Raw genomic sequence first — 18,957 nt, 5'->3', positions numbered from 1 at the left:
GAGCCGGGGGCGGCTGAGCCGTGAACTGACTGTGACGCAGGACTTCGACGATGTCGTAGCCCCGCGTCACAGTCCCCACCCCACCAGCCTTACGACACCACGTCCTTGCGCGCGAACCCCCGGAACGCCAGCGCGAACAGCACCACCGCGTACGCCACCGACACCGAAGCCCCCTGGATCATCCCGCCCCATTCGGGCTGCGTCTGGATCGCGTCCGCCCAGGCGAACTGCCAGTGCGCGGGCAGGAAGTCGCGCCAGTCGCCGAGCGCGGTGACCGCGTCGAGGACATTGCCGACGATGGTCAGGAAGACCGCGCCGCCGACCGCGCCCAGCGGGTTGTCCGTCTTCGTGGAAAGCCAGAACGCGAGCCCCGCCGTGACCAGTTGGGACACGAAGATGAACGCGACCACGGCCAGCAGCCGCTGCACCGCCGTGCCCGCCGGCAGCGCCCCGCCGGTCGGGATGTCCAGCGGACCCCAGCCGTACGCGACCGTGCCCACGCCGAGCGCGACCAGCGGGAGCAGCAGCATCGCGGCGAGGCTGAGCCCGAACGCGACGGCCAGCTTGGACCACAGCAGGCGGGCCCGCGGCACCGGCGCCGCCAGCAGATAGCGCAGGCTCGACCAGTTCGCCTCGGAGGCGATGGTGTCGCCGAAGAACAGGGCCACCGGGATGACCAGCAGGAACCCGGCGGACACGAACAGGCTCGTCGCCGCGAAGTTCGCCGCCGACGCGGTGGCGGTGTCCATCAGGTTCACGCGCTGGCCGCCGTCACCTCCGCCGCCCGGCTCCCCGCCGATGGCGAACGCGGCGACGAGCACGAGCGGGAGGAGTGCCAGGACCGCGCCCATCACCAGCGTGCGTCGCCGCTTGATCTGGCGTACGAGCTCCACGCGCAGGGGAAGGGTGCGGGCGGGGCGGTAGCCGTGGGCGAGTTCGGGCACGTTCCGTGCCCCGGTCTTCACTCGGGTCGTCGTCATGCCGATGCCCCTCCGATCAGCGTCAGGAACGCGTCCTCAAGGCGCCGGTGCGGGCCGAGGGAGCGCACCGGTACGTCGAGCCGCACCAGCTCCGCGACCAGCCGGGCGGCCGGGTCGGACCCGGTGGCCGGGTCCGGGTCGAGGCCGGGTTCCGGTATGAGGCGGACGAGCAGGCCGTCGTCGACCCGCACCACCGATTCCACGCCCGCGAGGCCGGCCGCCTTCTCCACGAGCGCGTCGGAGACCTCGCCCGCGATGCCGACGAGCAGGGTGTCGCCGGAGCCGACGATGTCCGCGACGGGGCCCGCCTGGACGAGCCGGCCGCGGTCCATCACCACGAGGTGCGTGCAGGTCTGCTCGACCTCGGCGAGGAGGTGGCTGGACACGATGACCGTGCGTCCTTCGCGCGCGTAGCGGATCATCACCTCGCGCATCTCGCGGATCTGCGGCGGGTCAAGACCGTTCGTCGGCTCGTCGAGGATGAGCAGGTCCGGGAGGCCGAGCATGGCCTGGGCGATCGCGAGGCGCTGGCGCATGCCCTGCGAGTACGTGCGCACCGCGCGGGCGAGGGCGTCGCCGAGGCCGGCGATCTCCAGGGCCTCGTCGAGGTGCGCGTCCCCGGCCGGGCGGCCGGTCGCCTTCCAGTAGAGCTCCAGGTTCTCGCGGCCAGACAGGTGCGGCAGGAAGCCCGCCCCTTCGACGAAGGCGCCGACGCGGGAGAGCACCGGGGAGCCGGGCCTGATGGCGTGGCCGAAGACCCGGATCTCGCCCTCGTCGGGCCGGATGAGGCCCATGAGCATGCGCAGGGTCGTGGTCTTGCCCGCGCCGTTCGGCCCGAGCAGGCCGAGGACCTGGCCCTGTTCGACGCTGAAGGACAGGTCGCGCACCGCGTACCGGTCCGTGGAGCCCGCGTACTTCTTACTGAGGTCCGTGATCCGGAGCGGGACCCCGGCGAGCGCCGGGTCGGGCGCGGGCGCCGATGTGCGGCGTCGGGCCGTCAGCAGCAGTCCCGCCGCCAGTACGAGCGCCCCGGCCGGCAGCCACCACACCCATGCGGGCAGCGGGTCGGACTGCGTCCGCACGTCGGGGGCGGTGGGCACGCTCAGGCTGTCGTGCACGGAGACCTGGTACGTCGCGGGCTCGTTCGGCGACGCGAAGCCGAGGTCGGTCGCGGAGAGCACGAGCCGCAGCTTGTGGCCCTTCTGCGCCTCGTGGTCGATGGCCGGGAGCGTGATCCGCACGTCCTTGCCCGCGCCGTCCGCGCCGGTCACCTTGATGGGCGTCACCAGCTGCGAGGGCAGCACCTGGCGCGTCCCGTCGGGCCCGGAGTCGTACACCTTCGCGAACAGTACGGCCGTGCCGGTGGAGGACTTCACGTGCGCGGTGACCGTCGGGGAGCCGGTGATGCGCACCGACTTCTTCAGCGGCGCCGAGTCGAAGCGCGCGAACTGGCCGGGGTATTCGAGGGAGAAGCCGACGCCGAGCGACGTCGACAGGTTCGACACCTTGCCGAGGCCCGGCACCGAGGAGATCGACGGCGGCCCGCCGCCCGGCGGGTTCTGGAAGGTCTCGGTGGCCGACTTCAGCGGCACCGCCGTGCGCCGCTCGCCGCGCAGGCCGGGATACAGGTCGCCGCTCGCGCCGCGCAGCGTGGCCGCGCCGTCCGTGGAGTCGACGCCGCCGGTGCGGGTGACGCGGAACGCGGGGCCCGTGTCGACGTTCTCGTCCTTCAGATAGCGGTCGAACCAGGACGTCACGCGGCCTTGCAGCCGGTCGAGCTCCATGTCGCCGCCGTCGTGCCCGCCGTTCAGCCAGTCGACCTCGACCGGCGCGCCGTTCGCCTTGACGTGGCGCGCTATCTCGTCGGCCTGCCCGAGGGGGAAGAGCGAGTCGGTCTGGCCCTGGGCGATGAACGTGGGGACCTTGATGCGGTCGCCGACGGCGGAGGGGCTGCGCTCCTCCAGGAGCCCCCGTGCCGCGTCGTCCGGCTTCCCGGAGACGGCGACGCGCTGGTACATGTCGCACAGCTTCTTCTCGAAGCGGCCGCAGGCGAGCCCGGCCTCGCTGGTGCGCGTGCCGAGCTGCGCGGAGCCGGAGGTGAAGAAGGCGCCCGCCCACAGCTTCTTGAAGACGCCGTCGGGGAACAGCGCGTCCGCGAGGTTCCAGTACGTGATCTGCGGGGCGATCGCGTCGACCCGCTTGTCGTGGCCCGCCGCGAGCAGGGAGACCGCGCCGCCGTACGAGGCTCCAGTGACGCCGACGCGCGGGTCGCCCGGTTTGTCGAGCTGCACCTCGGGGCGCTCGGCGAGCCAGTCGATCATGCGTGAGACATCGGCCACTTCGTGCTTCGGATCGTTCAGGCCGATCTTGCCGCCGGACCTGCCGAAGCCGCGGGACGACCAGGTCATGACCGCGTATCCGTGGGCGGCGAGCTTCTCCGCCTCGGCGCGGACATCGGCCTTGCTGCCGCCGAAGCCGTGCGTGAGCAGCACCGCGGGCCGCTTGTGGGACGGATCACCCGCGGTGAAGTACGAGGTGTCGATGCGCACCCCGCTGCCCATCGGCATCATCCGGTCCTGCCGGTGCACGGCGGACGCCCCGCCGGAGTCCGATGCCGCGGCCGCCGAAAGCCCTGTCCACGTACCCGCCCCCGCGAGCACCACAAGGGCCGCCGCGACGGCGATCCACCGCCGCGGCCACCCGCGTACCCGCTCGCGCCACGCGCGCCGTCGAAGAACCATGCGTCAACGGTAGGCGCCACCGCTGACAACCACTGCATCCGGTGGTCGGAGCCCTCCGACCTCCCAGCGGCGTACGGTCGCCTCCGGCCGTACCGCGGGCGTGGTACGCCGCCCGTCGCACTGGTCCGCCCCCACGCCACGGGGCTCCGCCCCGGACCCCGCTGCTCAATCGCCGCAGGGGCTTGATTTGCTCACCCGCCGCCTGGGCAAGGCGCCCCCGGTGCGGCAACATCCTGCAAGCGCTCGCAGTAACCGTCAAGAGGGTGCGCAGCCACAGGAGTTGGCGGGAATAGTCGCCTCCGGAAATCCCTGCGCAACCCATTGACCGGTCTGCGAGCGCATGCAAACGTCCCTCCTCGACAGCGCCCACCACCGAGCCGCTCGTGGAGGCCCCCTATGGGCAGTGCCGCCCCCTCCCGTCGCACCACCCTGTCCGCCCTGCTCGCCTCCGGCCTCGGTGCCGCGCTGACCGCCTGCGGCGGGCCCGCGCGCTCCGTCGGCGCCGGCGGCACCGTGACGCTGCGCTACTTCTTCTGGGGCGATGCCATCCGGGCCGAGCTGATCAACAAATGCATAGCCGTCTTCGAGCGCGACCATCCGAAGATCATAGTGAAGTCGAGCTTCGCCGCCTTCGACGCGTTCTGGCAGAAGCTGAGCACGTCGGCGGCCGGCAACCCGCCCGACGTCATGCACGTCGACTACGCCTGGATCCGCACACTCGGTGAACACGGTGTCCTCGCCGACCTCGGCGATCACTCCGGGTCCGGGTCCGGGTCCGGCAAGGAGATCGACGCCTCCACCCTCATCCCCTCGATGCGCACGGCGGGTCTGCTGGAGGACCAGAGGGTCGCCCTGCCGCTGGCACAGAACGCCGTCTCTGTGCAGTACGACGCCGCCGCGTACGCCAAGGCCGGGGCCAGGCCGCCGAGTTCGCGGATGGGCTGGGACACGTACATGGAGCAGTGCCAGGCCGTGACCCGGCACTACAAGCACCGGCAGTTCGGGATGGACAACCTCGGCCAGAACTATCTGGGCCTGGAGGTCTGGCTGCGCCAACAGGGCCTGCGGATGTGGACGGAGAAGGGCGAACTCGGCTTCGGTCACGACGACTTGCGCCACTTTCTCACCAAGGCCGACACCTGGCGCAAAGAGGGCGCACTCGCGGGCCCGGACGCCGTCCTGGAGTCGCTGCCCGGCTACCCCATCAGCACCTACCGCGCCGCCGCCGAACTGCAGTGGGACAACCAGGTCGGCGGCCGCGGCACGCTGCGCGGCAGCAAGCTCACCCTGGGCACCGTCCCCACCGACACCGGCCGCCCGGGCATCTACGCCAAGCCGAGCATGCTGATCAGCGCCGCCGCGAAGACGCCGTACCTCAGCGAGGCCGCACAGTTCATCAACTTCATGATCAACGACCCGCGGGTGTCGAAGATCGTCGGCACCAACCTGGGTATGCCGCCGACCACCAGCCAGCAGAGCACTTCCGTGGCGAGTGATCCTGCGGTGCGCCAGGTGCAGCGCTACGAGAAGGAGGTCGCGGCGACGATCGCGCCGACCCCGCCGCCGCCCGCCGACGGCGGCGCCTCGCTCAACGTCTATCTGCAGCGCACCGCAGAGAAGCTCTTCTACGGCCGGATCTCGGTCGACCAGGCAGTCGAGCTCTACTTCGACCAGGCGAAGGTCGTCCTCGCCTGACGGCTCCGGCACCCCTTCCTCTCACCCATGTACGGAGTCCTCATGGCCTCTACGACGACCGACGCCGCGATACCCCGCGCACGCAGCGGCGACTCCCCCTCGCCCCCTCGGGGGAAGCGCAACCGGGGCGCCAACGACCGCAACGACCGCTCCGCGTACGTCTTCCTCACCCCGTGGATGATCGGCGCGGCCGTGCTGACGCTCGGGCCGATGCTCTTCTCGCTCTACATGTCGTTCACGGACTACAACCTGCTCGACGCGCCCCGCTGGATCGGCCTCGACAACTACCAGCGGATCCTCTTCGACGACCCCGAAGTACGCGACACGGTCGGCGTGACGCTCCTCTACGTAGTCGTGGCGACGCCCCTGAAACTGATCGCGGCGCTCGGTGTGGCCCTCCTGCTCCACACCCGCCGCAAGGGCCGCAACTTCTACCGGGCCGCCTTCTACATGCCGTCCCTGATCGGCGCGAGCGTCGGCGCGGCCATCGTGTGGCGGCTGCTGTTCTCCACCGGCAGCGTCGTCGACCAGTTCCTCGGCGTCTTCGGGATCCACACGGGCGGCTGGATCTCCAACCCCGACTGGTCGCTGATGTCCCTGGTCGCGCTGTCGGTCTGGCAGTTCGGCGCCCCGATGGTGATCTTCCTGGCGGCGCTCCAACAGATCCCCCGCGACCTGTACGAGGCGGCGGAGATCGACGGGGCGGGCCCCTGGCGCCGCTTCGTCTCCGTGACGGTCCCCATGCTGTCCCCAGTGATCTTCTTCAACCTGGTCCTGGAGATGGTGCACGCCTTCCAGATGTTCAACTCGGCGTTCGTGCTCTCCAACGGCACCGGCGGACCCGCGGGCTCCACCCACGTCTACTCGATGTACCTGTTCGAACTCGGCTTCAACGACTTCCGGATGGGCTACGCGGCCGCCCTCACCTGGGTGCTGCTGCTGGTCGTCGGCGTGATCACCGCGCTGCTCTTCAAGACTTCGGGCCGCTGGGTCCACTACGCGGGCGAGGAGAAGTGACGATGGCCTCGACTACCACCACGACCAGCACGACCAGCACGCGATCGACCCTGTGGCACGTGGGCGCGATCGCCCTGCTCCTGGTCCTCCTCTACCCGGTGATCTGGGTGTTCACGGCGTCCGTGAAGCCCGCCGACGAGATCCTCTCCACCGTCAACCTGCTGCCCACATCGGTCACGTGGGGCGGGTTCAGTACGGCCCTGGACGGCATCGCCGAGGTACCGGCCTGGCGCTTCTTCTCCAACTCCCTGATCCTGGCGATCGGTTCGGTGATCGGGAACGTGCTGTCGTGCTCGATCGCCGCCTACGCCTTCGCGCGCCTGCGCTTTCGGGGGCGCGGCCCGATGTTCGCGGTGATGATCGGCACGATCCTGCTGCCGACGCACCTGCTGCTCATCCCGCAGTACACGATGTTCCAGCAGGTCGGACTCGTCGACACCTATGTGCCGCTGCTGCTCGGCAAGTTCCTCGCCACGGACGCGTTCTTCGTGTTCCTGATGGTGCAGTTCGTACGTAACCTGCCGCGCAGCCTGGACGAGGCGGCGCTGATCGACGGCTGTGGGCACTTCCGGATCTTCGGCCACATCGTGCTTCCGCTGCTGCGGCCCGCCCTCATCACCACGGCGATCTTCACCTTCATCTGGTCCTGGAACGACTTCTTCGCCCCGCTCGTGTACCTCCAGTCGCCGGAGAAGTACCCGCTGCCGGTGGCGTTGCGGCTGTTCGTCGACTCGACGAGCAGTCAGGACTACGGGGCGATGCTCGGCATGTCGGTCCTCTCGCTGCTCCCAGTGATCGCGTTCTTCATCGCCTTCCAGCGGCTGCTGATCGAGGGGGCCGCGACCTCCGGGGTGAAGGGATGAGCGGCATGAGCGACACGCGTACGGTGGCGCGGCGCGACACCCCCTACGGCGAACGCTTCACGCTCTTCGCGGAGGTGCTGTGGATCGGGGTGCTGGTCGCGGCGGGGTCCTTGCTGCTGGTCACGTGGCCGGCGGCGATGGCGGCGGGATGCGCGGCGGTACGTCGGTGTGTGCCGGACGGCCCTTCACCGGGTACGGCGCGCAGGTTCCTCGCGGACTGGCGGGCGGCGCTTCCCGGCGGGGCGGCGGTGGGGGCGGGGGGCCTCGCGGTCCTCGGTTTCCTGGGCGCGGACCTGCGCCTGGCCGCCGCCGCGGGTGACGTTCCGCTCTTCGGGGTGCTGGCGGTGGTGATCGCCGGGGCGGCGGGGGCGGTGGTCGTGTACCAGGTGCGGATGGCGTCCGGCTGGGCCGCGACGTCCCGCTGGGTGCGGCCCACCCGTGACGCGTCGGGGACGGCGATGTTGGCGGGTGCGGTGTTCGTATCGGCCGTGTGCGTCTGGCAGTTGACGATCCTGGCGCCGCTGGTGATGGGTGTGCTGGCGTTGGCGGCGGTGGCGGTCGACCGCCGTACCGCCTTCAGGGGCGCGGGGAACTGCGCAAACCACAACGCGACGACACCCGCCGACGCAAACCCGCCCACCCACGCCGCACCCGCGAAAACGACCACGTGAGGGGACACGTCATGCGTAGTAACGACCGGTCGAGCGGCGCAGCCCCCGGTGCTGAGGACGTCGCCGAGGCTGCCGGTGTCTCGCCCTCCACCGTCAGCCGGTGCTTCGCCTCCCCGCATCAGGTGCGGCCCGAGACGAGGGCCCGGGTCCTCGCGGCAGCGGAACGGCTCGGGTACCGGCCCAGCCGGATCGCACGGTCGCTCGCCGAGGGGCGGACCCGGACGCTCGGGCTCATCGTGCCCGACATCGCCAATCCGTTCTTCGCGGTGATCGTGAAGGCCGTGCAGGCCCGCGCCCGCCGCAAGGACTACGCCGTGTTCCTCGCGGACACCGACGAACACCCGGACGACGAGTACGAGTTGGCGCTCACGCTCGCCCGCCAGGTGGACGGGCTGCTGCTCGTCGCCCCGAGGATGGACGGCGCCCGGCTCGGCGAGGTCGTCCGGCAGGTGCCGAGCGTCGCCGTGAATCGGAGCGTGTCCGGCGTGCCGTCCGTCGTCGCGCCCAGCGAGGACGGACTGCGCCAGGCGGTGGCACATCTGCACGCGCTCGGCCACCGCCACCTCGCCCTGATCCTGGGGGCCCGCAACTCCTGGTCGAGCGAGCAGCGCGGCCACGCGGTCCGGTACGCCGCCGAGCAACTTGAGCTGAAAGTCACCGAGTTCGGCCCGCACGAGCCCAAGTTCCACACCGGCGCACAGGTCGCCGACCTGGCCCTCGCGGCGGGCGCCACCGCGATCGTCGCCCACAACGACCTGATGGCGCTCGGCGTGCTGTCCCGCCTCGCCGAGCGAGGGGTCCGCGTGCCGGACGACGTGAGCGTGGTCGGCGCCGACGACACCCTCCTCGCCACCACGGCCACCCCCGCCCTCACCTCGGTCCGCATCCCGCTCGACGCGCTCGGCGAACGCGCCGTCGACCTGATGCTGCGCCGCCTCGACGACCCGAGCCGCGTACCCGAAGAGCTCCTCCTGGACAGCGAGTTGATAGTCCGCCGCTCCACAGGCCCAGCCCCCCGAAAGGAATCCTGACCGCCATGAAGCGTGCCGCGATCATCGGTACCGGCCACCGCGCCCAGATGTACACCAAGGCCCTGGCCGCCCGCCCCCACTACGACATCCCCCTCCTCGCGGACCCCAGCCCGACCCGGATCGCCCACCACAACCGGCTGCTCGGCTCGCTCGGCCGCGCGGAGGCGGCCGCCTGCGACCCGGCCGACTTCGGGGCCGCCCTCCGGGACCACCGGATCGACGAGGTCGTCGTCACCACCGTCGACGCGACCCACCACACGTACATCAACACGGCGCTCGAAGCGGGCTGCCGGGTGGTGACGGAGAAGCCGATGACGACGGACGCGGCGAAGTGCCGCGCCATCCTGGAGACGGTGGACCGCACCGGCGGCGAGCTGTCCGTCGGGTTCAACTACCGCTACAACCCGGCCCACGAGAAGGTCTGGCAGCTGCTCCACGACGGCGCGATCGGCGAGATCCGCTCCGTGCACTTCGAGTGGCTGCTCGACGTCCGGCACGGCGCCGACTACTTCCGGCGCTGGCACCGCGAGAAGCAGCACAGCGGCGGCCTGCTCGTGCACAAGTCGGGACACCACTTCGACCTCGTCAACTGGTGGCTGGGCGCGGCCCCTTCCCGCGTGTACGCGGAGGGCGGGCTCGTCTTCTACGGCCGCGACAACGGCGAGCGCACCGGCCTCCGCCGCGACTACGTGCGCGCCCACGGCTCCGCGGAGGCCGCCGACGACCCGTACGCGATCCACCTCGCCGACGACCCGAACCTCAAGTCCCTTTACACGGACGCGGAGTCGGCAGGCGACTCCGACTACGTCCGCGACCGGAACGTCTTCGGCGACGCCATCGACGCCGAGGACGACCTGTCGGTCCTGGTCCGCTACGACTCCGGGGCCACGATGACGTACCACCTCACGGCGTACTCCCCATGGGAGGGCTACCGGGTGATGTTCAACGGCACGGGTGGGCGCCTGGAGCTGGAGGTCGAGGAGAACACGTGGCAGCCGCCGAAGGTCACCATGGGCGGCGACGGGGCTTCGCACGGCGGGGTGGTCATGGACCGGCCCGGCCGTACGTCGATTCTGCTGCGGCCGTTGTGGGAGGCGCCGCGGGAGATTCCGTACGAGTGGTCGGCCGGGTCGCACGGGGGTGGGGATCTGCGGATGTTGAAGGAGCTTTTCGGTCCCCTCGGTGACGGGAGCGACGAGGGTGCGGTGCCTGCGGCGGGCAAGGGGGCCACTGCGCGGGATGGTGCGCTTGCCCTCGCGGTGGGCGTCGCGGGGAACGAGTCGTTGGTTTCCGGCCTCCCGGTGGAGACCGGTCACCTGTGGTGAACGACTCGGGGCTCCGCCCCGGACCCCGCGCCTCAATCGCCGGCGGGGCTTGATTGCGTGGTGACGGCTGCGGGGCTCCGCTGCTCAATCGCTGCAGGGGCTTGATTTGCCGACCGGGGCTTACTCAGCCGGCACCGACACCAACCACCGCGTCTCCTGGCGCGGCCTCAGGTAGAAGGCCCAGTACAGCGTCGCCACCGCCATGATGCCGCCCGTCCACAGCAGGTACGTGACCTCCTGTTCGATCAGGATGTAGATCATCAGCGCGATCAGGACCACCGGGATGCCCGGCCACAGCGGCATCCGCCAGGCCGTCCTGTCCTTGTGGGCGCCGCGGCGGGCGAACAGGGCGGCCACCGCGACCAGCAGGTACATGCCGGTGACGGAGACGCCCGTCACGCCGTACAAGGTGTCGAGGTTGACGAAGCAGAGTGCCGCGCCGGGGACGCCGACGGCCAGGGTCGCGACCCACGGCGAGCCGAAGCGGCCGAGGCGGGAGAGGGCGTTGTTGACCGGGCCGGGCCAGGCCTTGTCGCGGGCCGAGGCGAACAGGACGCGGGAGTTCTGGATGACCATGACGATGCCCGCGTTGATGATGGCGAGCGCGACGCAGAGCGAGACGAACGTGCCGACCGCCGAGTTCGACCAGGCCACGACCATGGTGCTGATGTCGCCCGAGGTGAGCGCCGTCAGGTCCTTCGCGCCCATCGTGATCGCGACGACCGGGACGAGGATGACGACGGTGGAGATGGCGAGCGTGGCGAGGACGGTGCGGGCCACGGACTTGCGCGGGTTCTCCAGCTCCTCGGAGAGGTAGACGGCGGTCGAGAAGCCCTGCGTGACGAAGAGGGCGATGGCCAGGCCCGAGACGACGAGCATGCCCGTCACCGCGTCCGTGTGGCCGTTCCCGCCCGCGACCTGCATCGAGCCGAGCGAGCCGATGCCGCGCTCGGCGTGCGCGAAGCCGAGGACCGCGACGAGGGCCGCCGCGATGACCTCCAGGACGAGGAAGATGCCCGTGATCCACGCGTTGGCGCGCAGGTCGAGCAGGCCCGCGAGGGTGGACAGCAGCATCACGCCCGCGCCCGCGATCGCCGGGTCGAGGTGGATCACCGGTTCCAGGTAGTCGGCCGTGCCCATCGCGATCACCGGCGGCACGATGAACACGACCAGCAGGGACAGGACGAAGACCAGCCAACCCGCGAGGCGCCCGGCCAGCGTCGAGACCATGGCGTACTCGCCGCCCGCGCTGGGGATGAGGGTGCCCAGCTCCGAGTAGAGGAAGGCCACGCCGATACAGATCAGTGAGCCGACGCCGATGGTGAGCGCGGTGGCGGTGCCGAGGCTGCCGAACAGGTCGGGGACGACGACGAAGAGCGAGGAGGCGGGCGTCACGCAGGACAGCGTGAGCAGGGTGCCTCCGACGACGCCGATGGAACGCTTGAGCTTCTGGGGAGAATCTTCGGATGCCGGATCCGGCAGGGCCTCGGCCGATGGGGCGGCGGCTGAGCGAAGCGTGTCGGTCATGAAGCGGTTCCGATCGACGAGTGCGACAGGGCTGCGTCATGCAACCTCGCCGATATCCGAACGTCAACGCCTGTTCGCCTGCGGAATCCGCACCACCGCTTCCGCCAACTGCACGCGATTCTTCAGGTGTTCGCAAAGTTGCCCAGGATAGACGCAGTGACTCCCGTGAATGACCTTGGTATCCAAGGTTTTCACGGGAGTCGACTTACGTCGCCCGGTTCATCCCCTACGTACGGGAACCGCAGCCGGAGCGCGGAAGTTCACGGCGAACTGTCCGTACTCCGGACGGCGCGGGGTCCGGGCAGGGCCCTCAGCGGTTGCTTCAGTGGTTGCTGGGGAAGCCCAGGTCCACGCCCGAGGGGGCGTCGGCCGGGTCCGGCCAGCGGGTCGTGACGACCTTGCCGCGGGTGTAGAAGTGCGTGCCGTCGTTGCCGTAGATGTGGTGGTCGCCGAAAAGGCTGTCCTTCCAGCCACCGAAGGAGTGGTAGCCCACCGGCACCGGGATCGGGACGTTCACGCCGACCATGCCGGCCTCGATCTCCAGCTGGAAGCGGCGGGCGGCGCCGCCGTCCCGGGTGAAGATCGCGGTGCCGTTGCCGAACGGGGAGGCGTTCATGAGGGCGACGCCCTCGTCGTACGTCTCCGTGCGCAGCACGCACAGGACCGGGCCGAAGATCTCGTCCTGGTACGCCTTGGCGGTCGTGGGGACGTTGTCGAGGAGGGAGAGGCCCACCCAGTGGCCGTTCTCGAAACCGGGCACCGTGTGGTCGCTGCCGTCGAGGACGACCTCGCAGCCCTCGGCCGCCGCGCCCTTCACGTACGAGGCGACCTTGTCGCGGTGGGCGGCCGTGATGAGCGGGCCCATCTCGGACGTCGGGTCGTTGCCGGGACCGATCTTGATCTTCTCGGCGCGCTCCTTGATCTTCGCGACGAGCTCGTCGCCGATCGAGCCGACGGCGACGACGGCGGAGATCGCCATGCAGCGCTCACCGGCCGAGCCGTACGCGGCGGACACGGCGGCGTCGGCGGCCGCGTCCAGGTCGGCGTCGGGCAGCACCAGCATGTGGTTCTTGGCGCCGCCGAGGGCCTGCACGCGCTTGCCGTTGGCGGAGGCCGTGGCGTGGATGTGACGGGCGATCGGCGTCGAGCCCACGAAGGAGACGGCGGCGACGTCCGGGTGCTCCAGGAGGCGGTCGACGGCGACCTTGTCCCCGTGCAGGACGTTGAAGACGCCGTCGGGCAGACCGGCCTCCGAGAGCAGCTCGGCGATCTTGACGGCGGCCGAGGGGTCCTTCTCTGAGGGCTTCAGGACGAAGGTGTTGCCGGTCGCGATGGCGATCGGGAACATCCACATCGGCACCATGGCCGGGAAGTTGAACGGCGTGATGCCCGCGACGACACCCAGCGGCTGCCGGATCGACGCCACGTCGACACGGCTGGCGACGCCCGTCGACAGCTCGCCCTTCAGCTGCACGTTGATGCCGCAGGCCAGGTCGACGATCTCCAGGCCGCGGGCGACCTCGCCGAGCGCGTCGGAGTGCACCTTGCCGTGCTCGGCGGTGATCAGCTCGGCGATCGCGTCGCGGTTGGCGTCGAGCAGCGCACGGAACCGGAAGAGGATCTCGGTGCGCTTGGCGAGCGAGGAGTGGCCCCAGGACTTGTACGCCTCCTTGGCGGTGGCGACGGCCGTGTCCACCTCCTCGACGCTCGCGAAGTCGACGTGCGTGGTGACGGCGCCGGTCGCCGGGTCGGTCACCGGGCCGTGATTGCCCGACGCGCCCTCGACGGTCTTGCCGCCGATCCAGTGGTGGACCAACTTCGTGTCAGACATACGGGCAACTCCTGTGACGGCGGCGTACTTCTCAGAGGTGGCGGCGTCGACCGGCGGCGTGCCGGTCGTACTCCTCGCGGGCCTTGACCGCGGCGCTGCGCTCCGCCGTCTCGGCCACAGGAACATCCCACCACGCCTGCGCGGGAGGCGGGCCCGACACTGTGTCTGACGTTTCGGTCTCCACGTAGACACATGTGGGGCGGGTGGCGTCACGCGCGACTGCGAGCGCTTCGCGCAGGTCACGCACGGTCTTGGCGCGGTGCACCGTCATCCCGAGGCTGGCCGCGTTCGCCGCGAGGTCGACGGGCAGCGGCGCGCCCGCGTACGCCCCCTGCTCCCCCGCGAACCGGTACTGCGTGGCGAAGCCCTCGGCCCCGACGGACGCGGAGAGGCCGCCGATCGACGCGTACCCGTGGTTCTGCAGGATGACGACCTTGATCGGGATGTTCTCCTGGACCGCGGTGACGATCTCGGTGGGCAGCATCAGATACGTGCCGTCGCCGACGAGCGCCCACACGGGCCGGCCGGGCGCGGCGAGCGCGACACCGAGCGCGGCCGGGATCTCGTAGCCCATGCAGGAGTACCCGTACTCGACGTGGTACTGGTCGCGGGAGCGGGCCCGCCACAGCTTGTGCAGGTCGCCGGGGAGCGAGCCGGCGGCGTTGATGAGGACGTCGTCGCCGGTCGCCAACTCGTCCAGCGCGCCGAGGACTTGGGCCTGTGTGGGGCGTACGAGTTCGTCCTCGGCGGCGAAGCAGGCGTCGACGCGGTGCTCCCAGCGCTCCTTGTCCTCGGTGTACTCGGCGACGTACGCGGGCTCGGCCCGGTACGTCCCGCCGAGCGCCTCGCGCAGCGCGTCGAGCCCGGCGCGGGCGTCGGCGACGAGAGGTTTCGCGGACAGTTTGTGGGCGTCGAAGGCGGCGACGTTCAGGTTCAGGAAGCGGACGTCGGGGTTCGCGAAGAGGGTCGCGGAGGCCGTCGTGAAGTCCGAGTACCGGGTGCCGACGCCGATCACCAGGTCGGCGGTGCGGGCGAGTTCGTTGGCGGTGGCGGTCCCGGTGTGCCCGATGCCGCCGACGTCGGCGGGATGGTCGTGCAGCAGCGAGCCCTTCCCGGCCTGGGTGGAGGCGACGGGGATCCGGGTGGCGTCGGCGAACTCCTTGAGGGCACCCTCGGCGCCGCTGTGGTGCACCCCGCCTCCGGCGACGAGGAGCGGACGGCGGGCGTGCCTCAACTCCCGTACAGCATCGGCCAGTTCATGCGTGTCCGGTGCGGGGCGGCGCACGTTCCAGACCCGCTCGCGGAAGAACTCCTCCGGCCAGTCGAAGGCCTCCGCCTGTACGTCCTGCGGCAGCGCGAGCGTGACGGCGCCGGTGTCGACGGGGTCGGTGAGCACACGCATGGCCTGGAGCGCGGCCGGGACGAGCCGCTCGGGCCGCTCGATCCGGTCGAAGTACTTGGAGACCGGCCGCAGGCAGTCGTTGACCGACACGTCGCCCGCGTACGGGACTTCGAGCTGCTGGAGCACCGGGTCGGCGGGCCGGGTCGCGAACACGTCGCCGGGGAGGAGCAGTACGGGCAGGTGGTTGATGGTGGCGAGGGCGGCGCCGGTGACCAGGTTGGTGGCGCCGGGGCCGATGGAGGTGGTGACGGCGTGCGTGGACAGGCGGTCGCACTGGCGCGCGTACCCAACGGCGGCGTGCACCATCGCCTGCTCGTTGCGGCCCTGGTGAAAGGGCATGTCGTCGCCGTACTGCAGGAGCGCCTGCCCGAGCCCGGCCACGTTGCCGTGGCCGAAGATGCCCCAGGTCGCGCCGATCAGCCGCCGCCGGACGTCGTCGCGCTCCGTGTACTGACTCGCGAGGAAGCGGACGAGGGCCTGGGCGACGGTGAGCCGTACCGTTCGGGTCATCGGTATCCCTCCGTGGCGTGATCGGGGTGGAAGCGGATCCTCCACTCCCGCTCGTCCCCCGGTCCCGCCATGACGTTCAGGTAGTACATGGCGTGGCCCGGCTGGGCGATCGAAGGACCGTGCCAGCCGTCGGGCACGAGCACGGTGTCGCCGGAGCGGACCTCGGCGAGGAGGTCGGTGCCGCCGGGCCTGGACGGGGACACGCGCTGGTACCCGTACCCGCCAGGACCCTCGATCTCGAAGTAGTAGATCTCCTCGAGCAGCGCCTCCTCGCCCGGCCGGTGCTCGTCGTGCTTGTGCGGCGGGTACGAGGACCAGTTCCCGCCGGGGGTGATCACCTCGACGGCGATGAGCTGATCACAGCCGAAGGCGTCGGCGGCGGCGAAGTTGCGCACCTGGCGGGCGCTGATGCCGCCGCCCCTGTCCTCGACGGAAACCTCCGGCGCGGGGCCGTAGCGGACGGGGAGTCGTCGACCGCATTTCGCTCCTGCCAGGGCGAACCGGCCTCCCGCACCGGAGGAGATCTCCACGCTGATGTCGCGCGGTACATAGGCGAAGTCACTCACTGAACTGAATACGCTGCCCCTGCCCGCCAGTTCGAGGTTCATCCCTTCCGCGCGGACGGAACATCCGCCGGAGAGCGGCAGCACGATCCACTCGCTCTCCCCGGTGTCGAAGCCGTGCGTCCGCCCGGCCCCGAGTTCGAGGATCCGCAGCCCGGCCCGGGCCCAGCCGGCCTTGCCCGGATCGACGGACAGGGCGTAGGGCCCGTCGCCGGCGCTGCCGCGTGGAAGATGCGTCATTCCTCTACTCTCCTCCTAGGTGTCCCCGCGCGTGGTGCGCAGCAGGCCCACGGCCGTGTCGACGGCGGCCGCGACATTCCCGTCGGCCGGGTAGAGCAGCGAGCGGCCCACCACGAGCCCCTGAACAGTGGGTAGTTGCAGCGCGGCACGCCACTTCTCGTACGTGGCGTCCTGGTCGCCGTCCTTGATGTCGCCGCCGAGCAGCACGGCGGGCAGGGCGGAGGTCTCCATGACCCGGGCCATCTCGTCGGGGTCGTCGGTGACCGGGAGCTTCAGCCAGGTGTACGCGGAGGTGCCGCCGAGGCCCGAGGCGACGGCGATCGACGTGATGACGCTCCGAGGGCTCAAGTCGGCGCGCACCAGGCCGGTTTCGGGGTCGCGGTGGCTCAGGAACGGCTCGACGAACAGGGGCAGCCGGCGTGCCGCCATGGCGTCGACGGCGCGGGCGGCGGCCTCCAGCGTGCGGACGGACCCGGAGCCCGGATCGTCGTAGTCGAGGCGCAGCAACAGCTTCCCCGCGTCGAGGCCGAAGCGTTCCAGGTCCTCGGCCCGGTACCCGGTGAACCGGTCGTCCAGCTCGAAGGAGGCCCCGGCGAGCCCGCCGCGGTTCATGGACCCGATGACGACCTTGCCGTCCAGCACGCCGAGCAGCAGGAGGTCTTCGACGACATCGGCGGAGGCCAGCACCCCGTCCACACCCGGCCTGGCCAGCGCGACGCACAGGCGCCGCAGCAGATCGGCCCGGTCGGCCATGGCGAACGCCCGCTCGCCGACGCCGAGCGCGCCACGGGCCGGATGGTCGGCGGCCACGATCATCAGTCGCCGCCCGGCGCCGAGCAGTGCCCGCCGCTCCCGCCGGCCCGCGGCCTCGGCGACAGCCTCCGGCTGCTCGGCCCGGACGCGGGCAAGCCACCGGAGGTCAACGCCCTCTGCCTCACTCAAGCCCGGCTCCATCCGCTTCGGTACGACACCTGCAATCTCCGTCGCCCCGTCAGATCTAGACCCGCCCGAGCCCCCTGTCAATACTTTGTCCTGACATTCGGACGACGCCTTGACACCCCTCTTCGAGCGGCCTGAGGCTGCTTTCATGACGACGCCGACATCACAGCCCGCGCGCATCCACATCGGCTCGGCCCCCGACTCCTGGGGCGTCTGGTTCCCCGACGACCCGCAGCAGGTCCCGTACCAGCGCTTTCTCGACGAGGTGGCTGAGGCGGGGTACGAGTGGATCGAGCTGGGCCCGTACGGCTATCTGCCGTCGGACCCGCACGTACTCACCGAGGAGACGGGCCGCCGCGGCCTGAAGGTATCGGCGGGCACGGTGTTCACGGGCCTGCACCACGGCCCGGCGGTATGGGAGAAGACCTGGGAGCACGTCTCGTCGATCGCCGAACTCACCCGGGCGATGGGCGCGGAGCACCTGGTCGTCATCCCGTCCTTCTGGCGCGACGACAAGACCGGCGAGGTGCTGGAGGAGTCGAGCCTCACCGTCGAGCAGTGGGGCCATCTCGCCACGCAGACCGAGCGTCTCGGGCGCGAGGTGCGGGACCGTTACGGCCTGAAGCTGGTCTTCCATCCGCACGCCGACACCCACGTCGACACGGAGGAGAACGTCACGCGGCTCCTCGACGCCACCGACCCCGACCTCGTGTCGCTGTGCCTGGACACCGGCCACTACGCGTACTGCGGCGGCGACAGCGTCAAGCTCATCGAGACGTACGGGGAGCGGATCGGCTATCTGCACCTGAAGCAGGTGGACCCGGCGGTCCTCGCCGAGGTCCACGAACAGGGCACGCCTTTCGGCCCGGCCGTGGCGCAGGGCGTCATGGTGGAGCCGCCGCGCGGCGTACCGGAGTTGGAGCCGGTCCTCGCCGCGGCGGGCAGGCTCGACATCGACCTGTTCGCGATCGTCGAGCAGGACATGTACCCGTGCGAGCCGGACCGCCCGCTCCCGATCGCCGACCGCACGCGCCGCTACCTGCGCTCCTGCGGGGTTTGACGCCCCGCCTATCCACTTACGCGCCGGAGCATGCGCCCGCAGCGCGCCCCCTTTGCATCATTCACGTCACAAACGCCCGCATCGCGTCACACATGTCAGGCCTACGCGGGTTCTGCGTCACAGAGGCCCCACAGGCCCTCCCTTCACCCCGGTTCACCTCGTTCTCCGGGCACAGGCTGAGTTGATCACGGGCGGCACCCCCGAGCCGCCGTGAGCACCGCCAGGGAGGAGCCACCTATGAACGACCGCAGGCTCTGGTCGTACAAGGACATCGCCGCGCACATCCGCGTGCAGCCCGACACCGTCCGCTCGTACCGCAAGCACGGTCTGCTGCCCCCGCCCGACCACGTCGAGGGGGGCAAGCCCTACTGGTACGCGGACACGGTCCGCGCCTGGGTGGCCTCCCGCCCGAGCAACCGGGGCCGCAAGGACTGAACCGTGGGCGCCGGGCCGTACGGACGCGCGGCCCGGCGCCCACGCTGCGACGCATCCGACCCCGCCATAAACTTCGGACAAATCACCCAAGGTGACCGTAAGTTACCGGCAGGCCGGAAGGATCGCA

Annotated in this window: 15 protein-coding genes; 8 read left to right on the top strand and 7 right to left on the bottom strand. The window is 70.7% G+C overall.

Going from position 1 to position 18,957, the window contains the following annotated elements; genetic code table 11:
* Positions 1-89: 89 nt before the first annotated feature.
* Positions 90-980, bottom strand: a complete 891-nt coding sequence (locus OKJ99_RS07655; RefSeq protein WP_326015047.1) for an ABC transporter permease — start codon at positions 978-980, stop codon at positions 90-92.
* Positions 977-3,721, bottom strand: a complete 2,745-nt coding sequence (locus OKJ99_RS07650) for an alpha/beta fold hydrolase (RefSeq protein WP_326015046.1) — start codon at positions 3,719-3,721, stop codon at positions 977-979. The genes OKJ99_RS07655 and OKJ99_RS07650 overlap by 4 nt, the downstream gene beginning before the upstream one ends.
* Positions 3,722-4,117: 396 nt before the next feature.
* Here OKJ99_RS07650 and OKJ99_RS07645 point away from each other — a divergent pair, with 396 nt between their 5' ends.
* The 6 genes from OKJ99_RS07645 to OKJ99_RS07620 are packed head-to-tail and all read left to right on the top strand — an operon-like array spanning position 4,118 to position 10,323.
* Positions 4,118-5,416 carry an ABC transporter substrate-binding protein gene (locus OKJ99_RS07645; RefSeq protein WP_326015044.1) on the top strand — a complete coding sequence of 433 codons (1,299 nt, stop codon included), beginning with the start codon at positions 4,118-4,120 and terminating at the stop codon, positions 5,414-5,416.
* A gap of 42 nt (positions 5,417-5,458) precedes the next feature.
* Entirely contained in the window at positions 5,459-6,433 is a 975-nt protein-coding gene (locus tag OKJ99_RS07640) for a carbohydrate ABC transporter permease (protein WP_326015043.1), read from the top strand.
* 2 nt (positions 6,434-6,435) lie between these two features.
* On the top strand, positions 6,436-7,296 hold the full coding sequence (locus tag OKJ99_RS07635) for a carbohydrate ABC transporter permease (RefSeq protein ID WP_326015042.1): 861 nt from the start codon (positions 6,436-6,438) through the stop codon (positions 7,294-7,296).
* Positions 7,297-7,301: 5 nt separating this feature from the next.
* Positions 7,302-7,967 carry a hypothetical protein gene (locus tag OKJ99_RS07630; RefSeq protein ID WP_326015041.1) on the top strand — a complete coding sequence of 222 codons (666 nt, stop codon included), beginning with the start codon at positions 7,302-7,304 and terminating at the stop codon, positions 7,965-7,967.
* A gap of 11 nt (positions 7,968-7,978) precedes the next feature.
* Positions 7,979-8,998 carry a LacI family DNA-binding transcriptional regulator gene (locus OKJ99_RS07625; RefSeq protein WP_326015040.1) on the top strand — a complete coding sequence of 340 codons (1,020 nt, stop codon included), beginning with the start codon at positions 7,979-7,981 and terminating at the stop codon, positions 8,996-8,998.
* A 5-nt stretch (positions 8,999-9,003) separates the two neighbouring features.
* Positions 9,004-10,323, top strand: a complete 1,320-nt coding sequence (locus OKJ99_RS07620; RefSeq protein ID WP_326015038.1) for a Gfo/Idh/MocA family oxidoreductase — start codon at positions 9,004-9,006, stop codon at positions 10,321-10,323.
* Between the two features lie 120 nt (positions 10,324-10,443).
* Here OKJ99_RS07620 and OKJ99_RS07615 read toward each other — a convergent pair whose 3' ends face one another.
* From OKJ99_RS07615 to OKJ99_RS07595, 5 genes are all read right to left on the bottom strand, one after another.
* A complete protein-coding gene (locus tag OKJ99_RS07615; protein WP_326015036.1) occupies positions 10,444-11,850 on the bottom strand; it encodes an APC family permease in 1,407 nt (468 codons plus the stop codon).
* A gap of 322 nt (positions 11,851-12,172) precedes the next feature.
* Positions 12,173-13,681, bottom strand: a complete 1,509-nt coding sequence (locus OKJ99_RS07610; protein WP_326015034.1) for a CoA-acylating methylmalonate-semialdehyde dehydrogenase — start codon at positions 13,679-13,681, stop codon at positions 12,173-12,175.
* A 31-nt stretch (positions 13,682-13,712) separates the two neighbouring features.
* A complete protein-coding gene (gene iolD / locus OKJ99_RS07605; protein WP_326015033.1) occupies positions 13,713-15,593 on the bottom strand; it encodes a 3D-(3,5/4)-trihydroxycyclohexane-1,2-dione acylhydrolase (decyclizing) in 1,881 nt (626 codons plus the stop codon).
* The gene (iolB, locus tag OKJ99_RS07600; RefSeq protein WP_326015032.1) at positions 15,590-16,396 is read right to left on the bottom strand and encodes a 5-deoxy-glucuronate isomerase; all 807 of its coding nucleotides are present in this window, start codon (positions 16,394-16,396) and stop codon (positions 15,590-15,592) included. The genes iolD and iolB overlap by 4 nt, the downstream gene beginning before the upstream one ends.
* A gap of 15 nt (positions 16,397-16,411) precedes the next feature.
* Positions 16,412-17,338 (bottom strand): Cgl0159 family (beta/alpha)8-fold protein, encoded by a 927-nt coding sequence (locus OKJ99_RS07595; RefSeq protein WP_456115181.1) that lies wholly within the window; start codon positions 17,336-17,338, stop codon positions 16,412-16,414.
* A 145-nt stretch (positions 17,339-17,483) separates the two neighbouring features.
* Between OKJ99_RS07595 and OKJ99_RS07590 the strand changes: the two genes are divergently transcribed.
* Together OKJ99_RS07590 and OKJ99_RS07585 are read left to right on the top strand one after the other, a co-directional pair.
* Complete coding sequence (locus OKJ99_RS07590; protein ID WP_326015030.1) at positions 17,484-18,395, top strand: sugar phosphate isomerase/epimerase family protein; 912 nt, start codon at positions 17,484-17,486, stop codon at positions 18,393-18,395.
* Positions 18,396-18,632: 237 nt separating this feature from the next.
* Positions 18,633-18,830: a helix-turn-helix transcriptional regulator gene (locus tag OKJ99_RS07585; RefSeq protein WP_326015029.1), complete on the top strand. Its 198-nt coding sequence runs from the start codon at positions 18,633-18,635 to the stop codon at positions 18,828-18,830.
* Positions 18,831-18,957: the final 127 nt, after the last annotated feature.

The organism is Streptomyces endophyticus (genome assembly GCF_035798155.1).
GTDB lineage: Bacteria > Actinomycetota > Actinomycetes > Streptomycetales > Streptomycetaceae > Streptomyces > Streptomyces endophyticus.
Note: the sequence above shows the minus strand (reverse complement) of the source record. Positions and strands in the feature narration are given on the sequence as shown.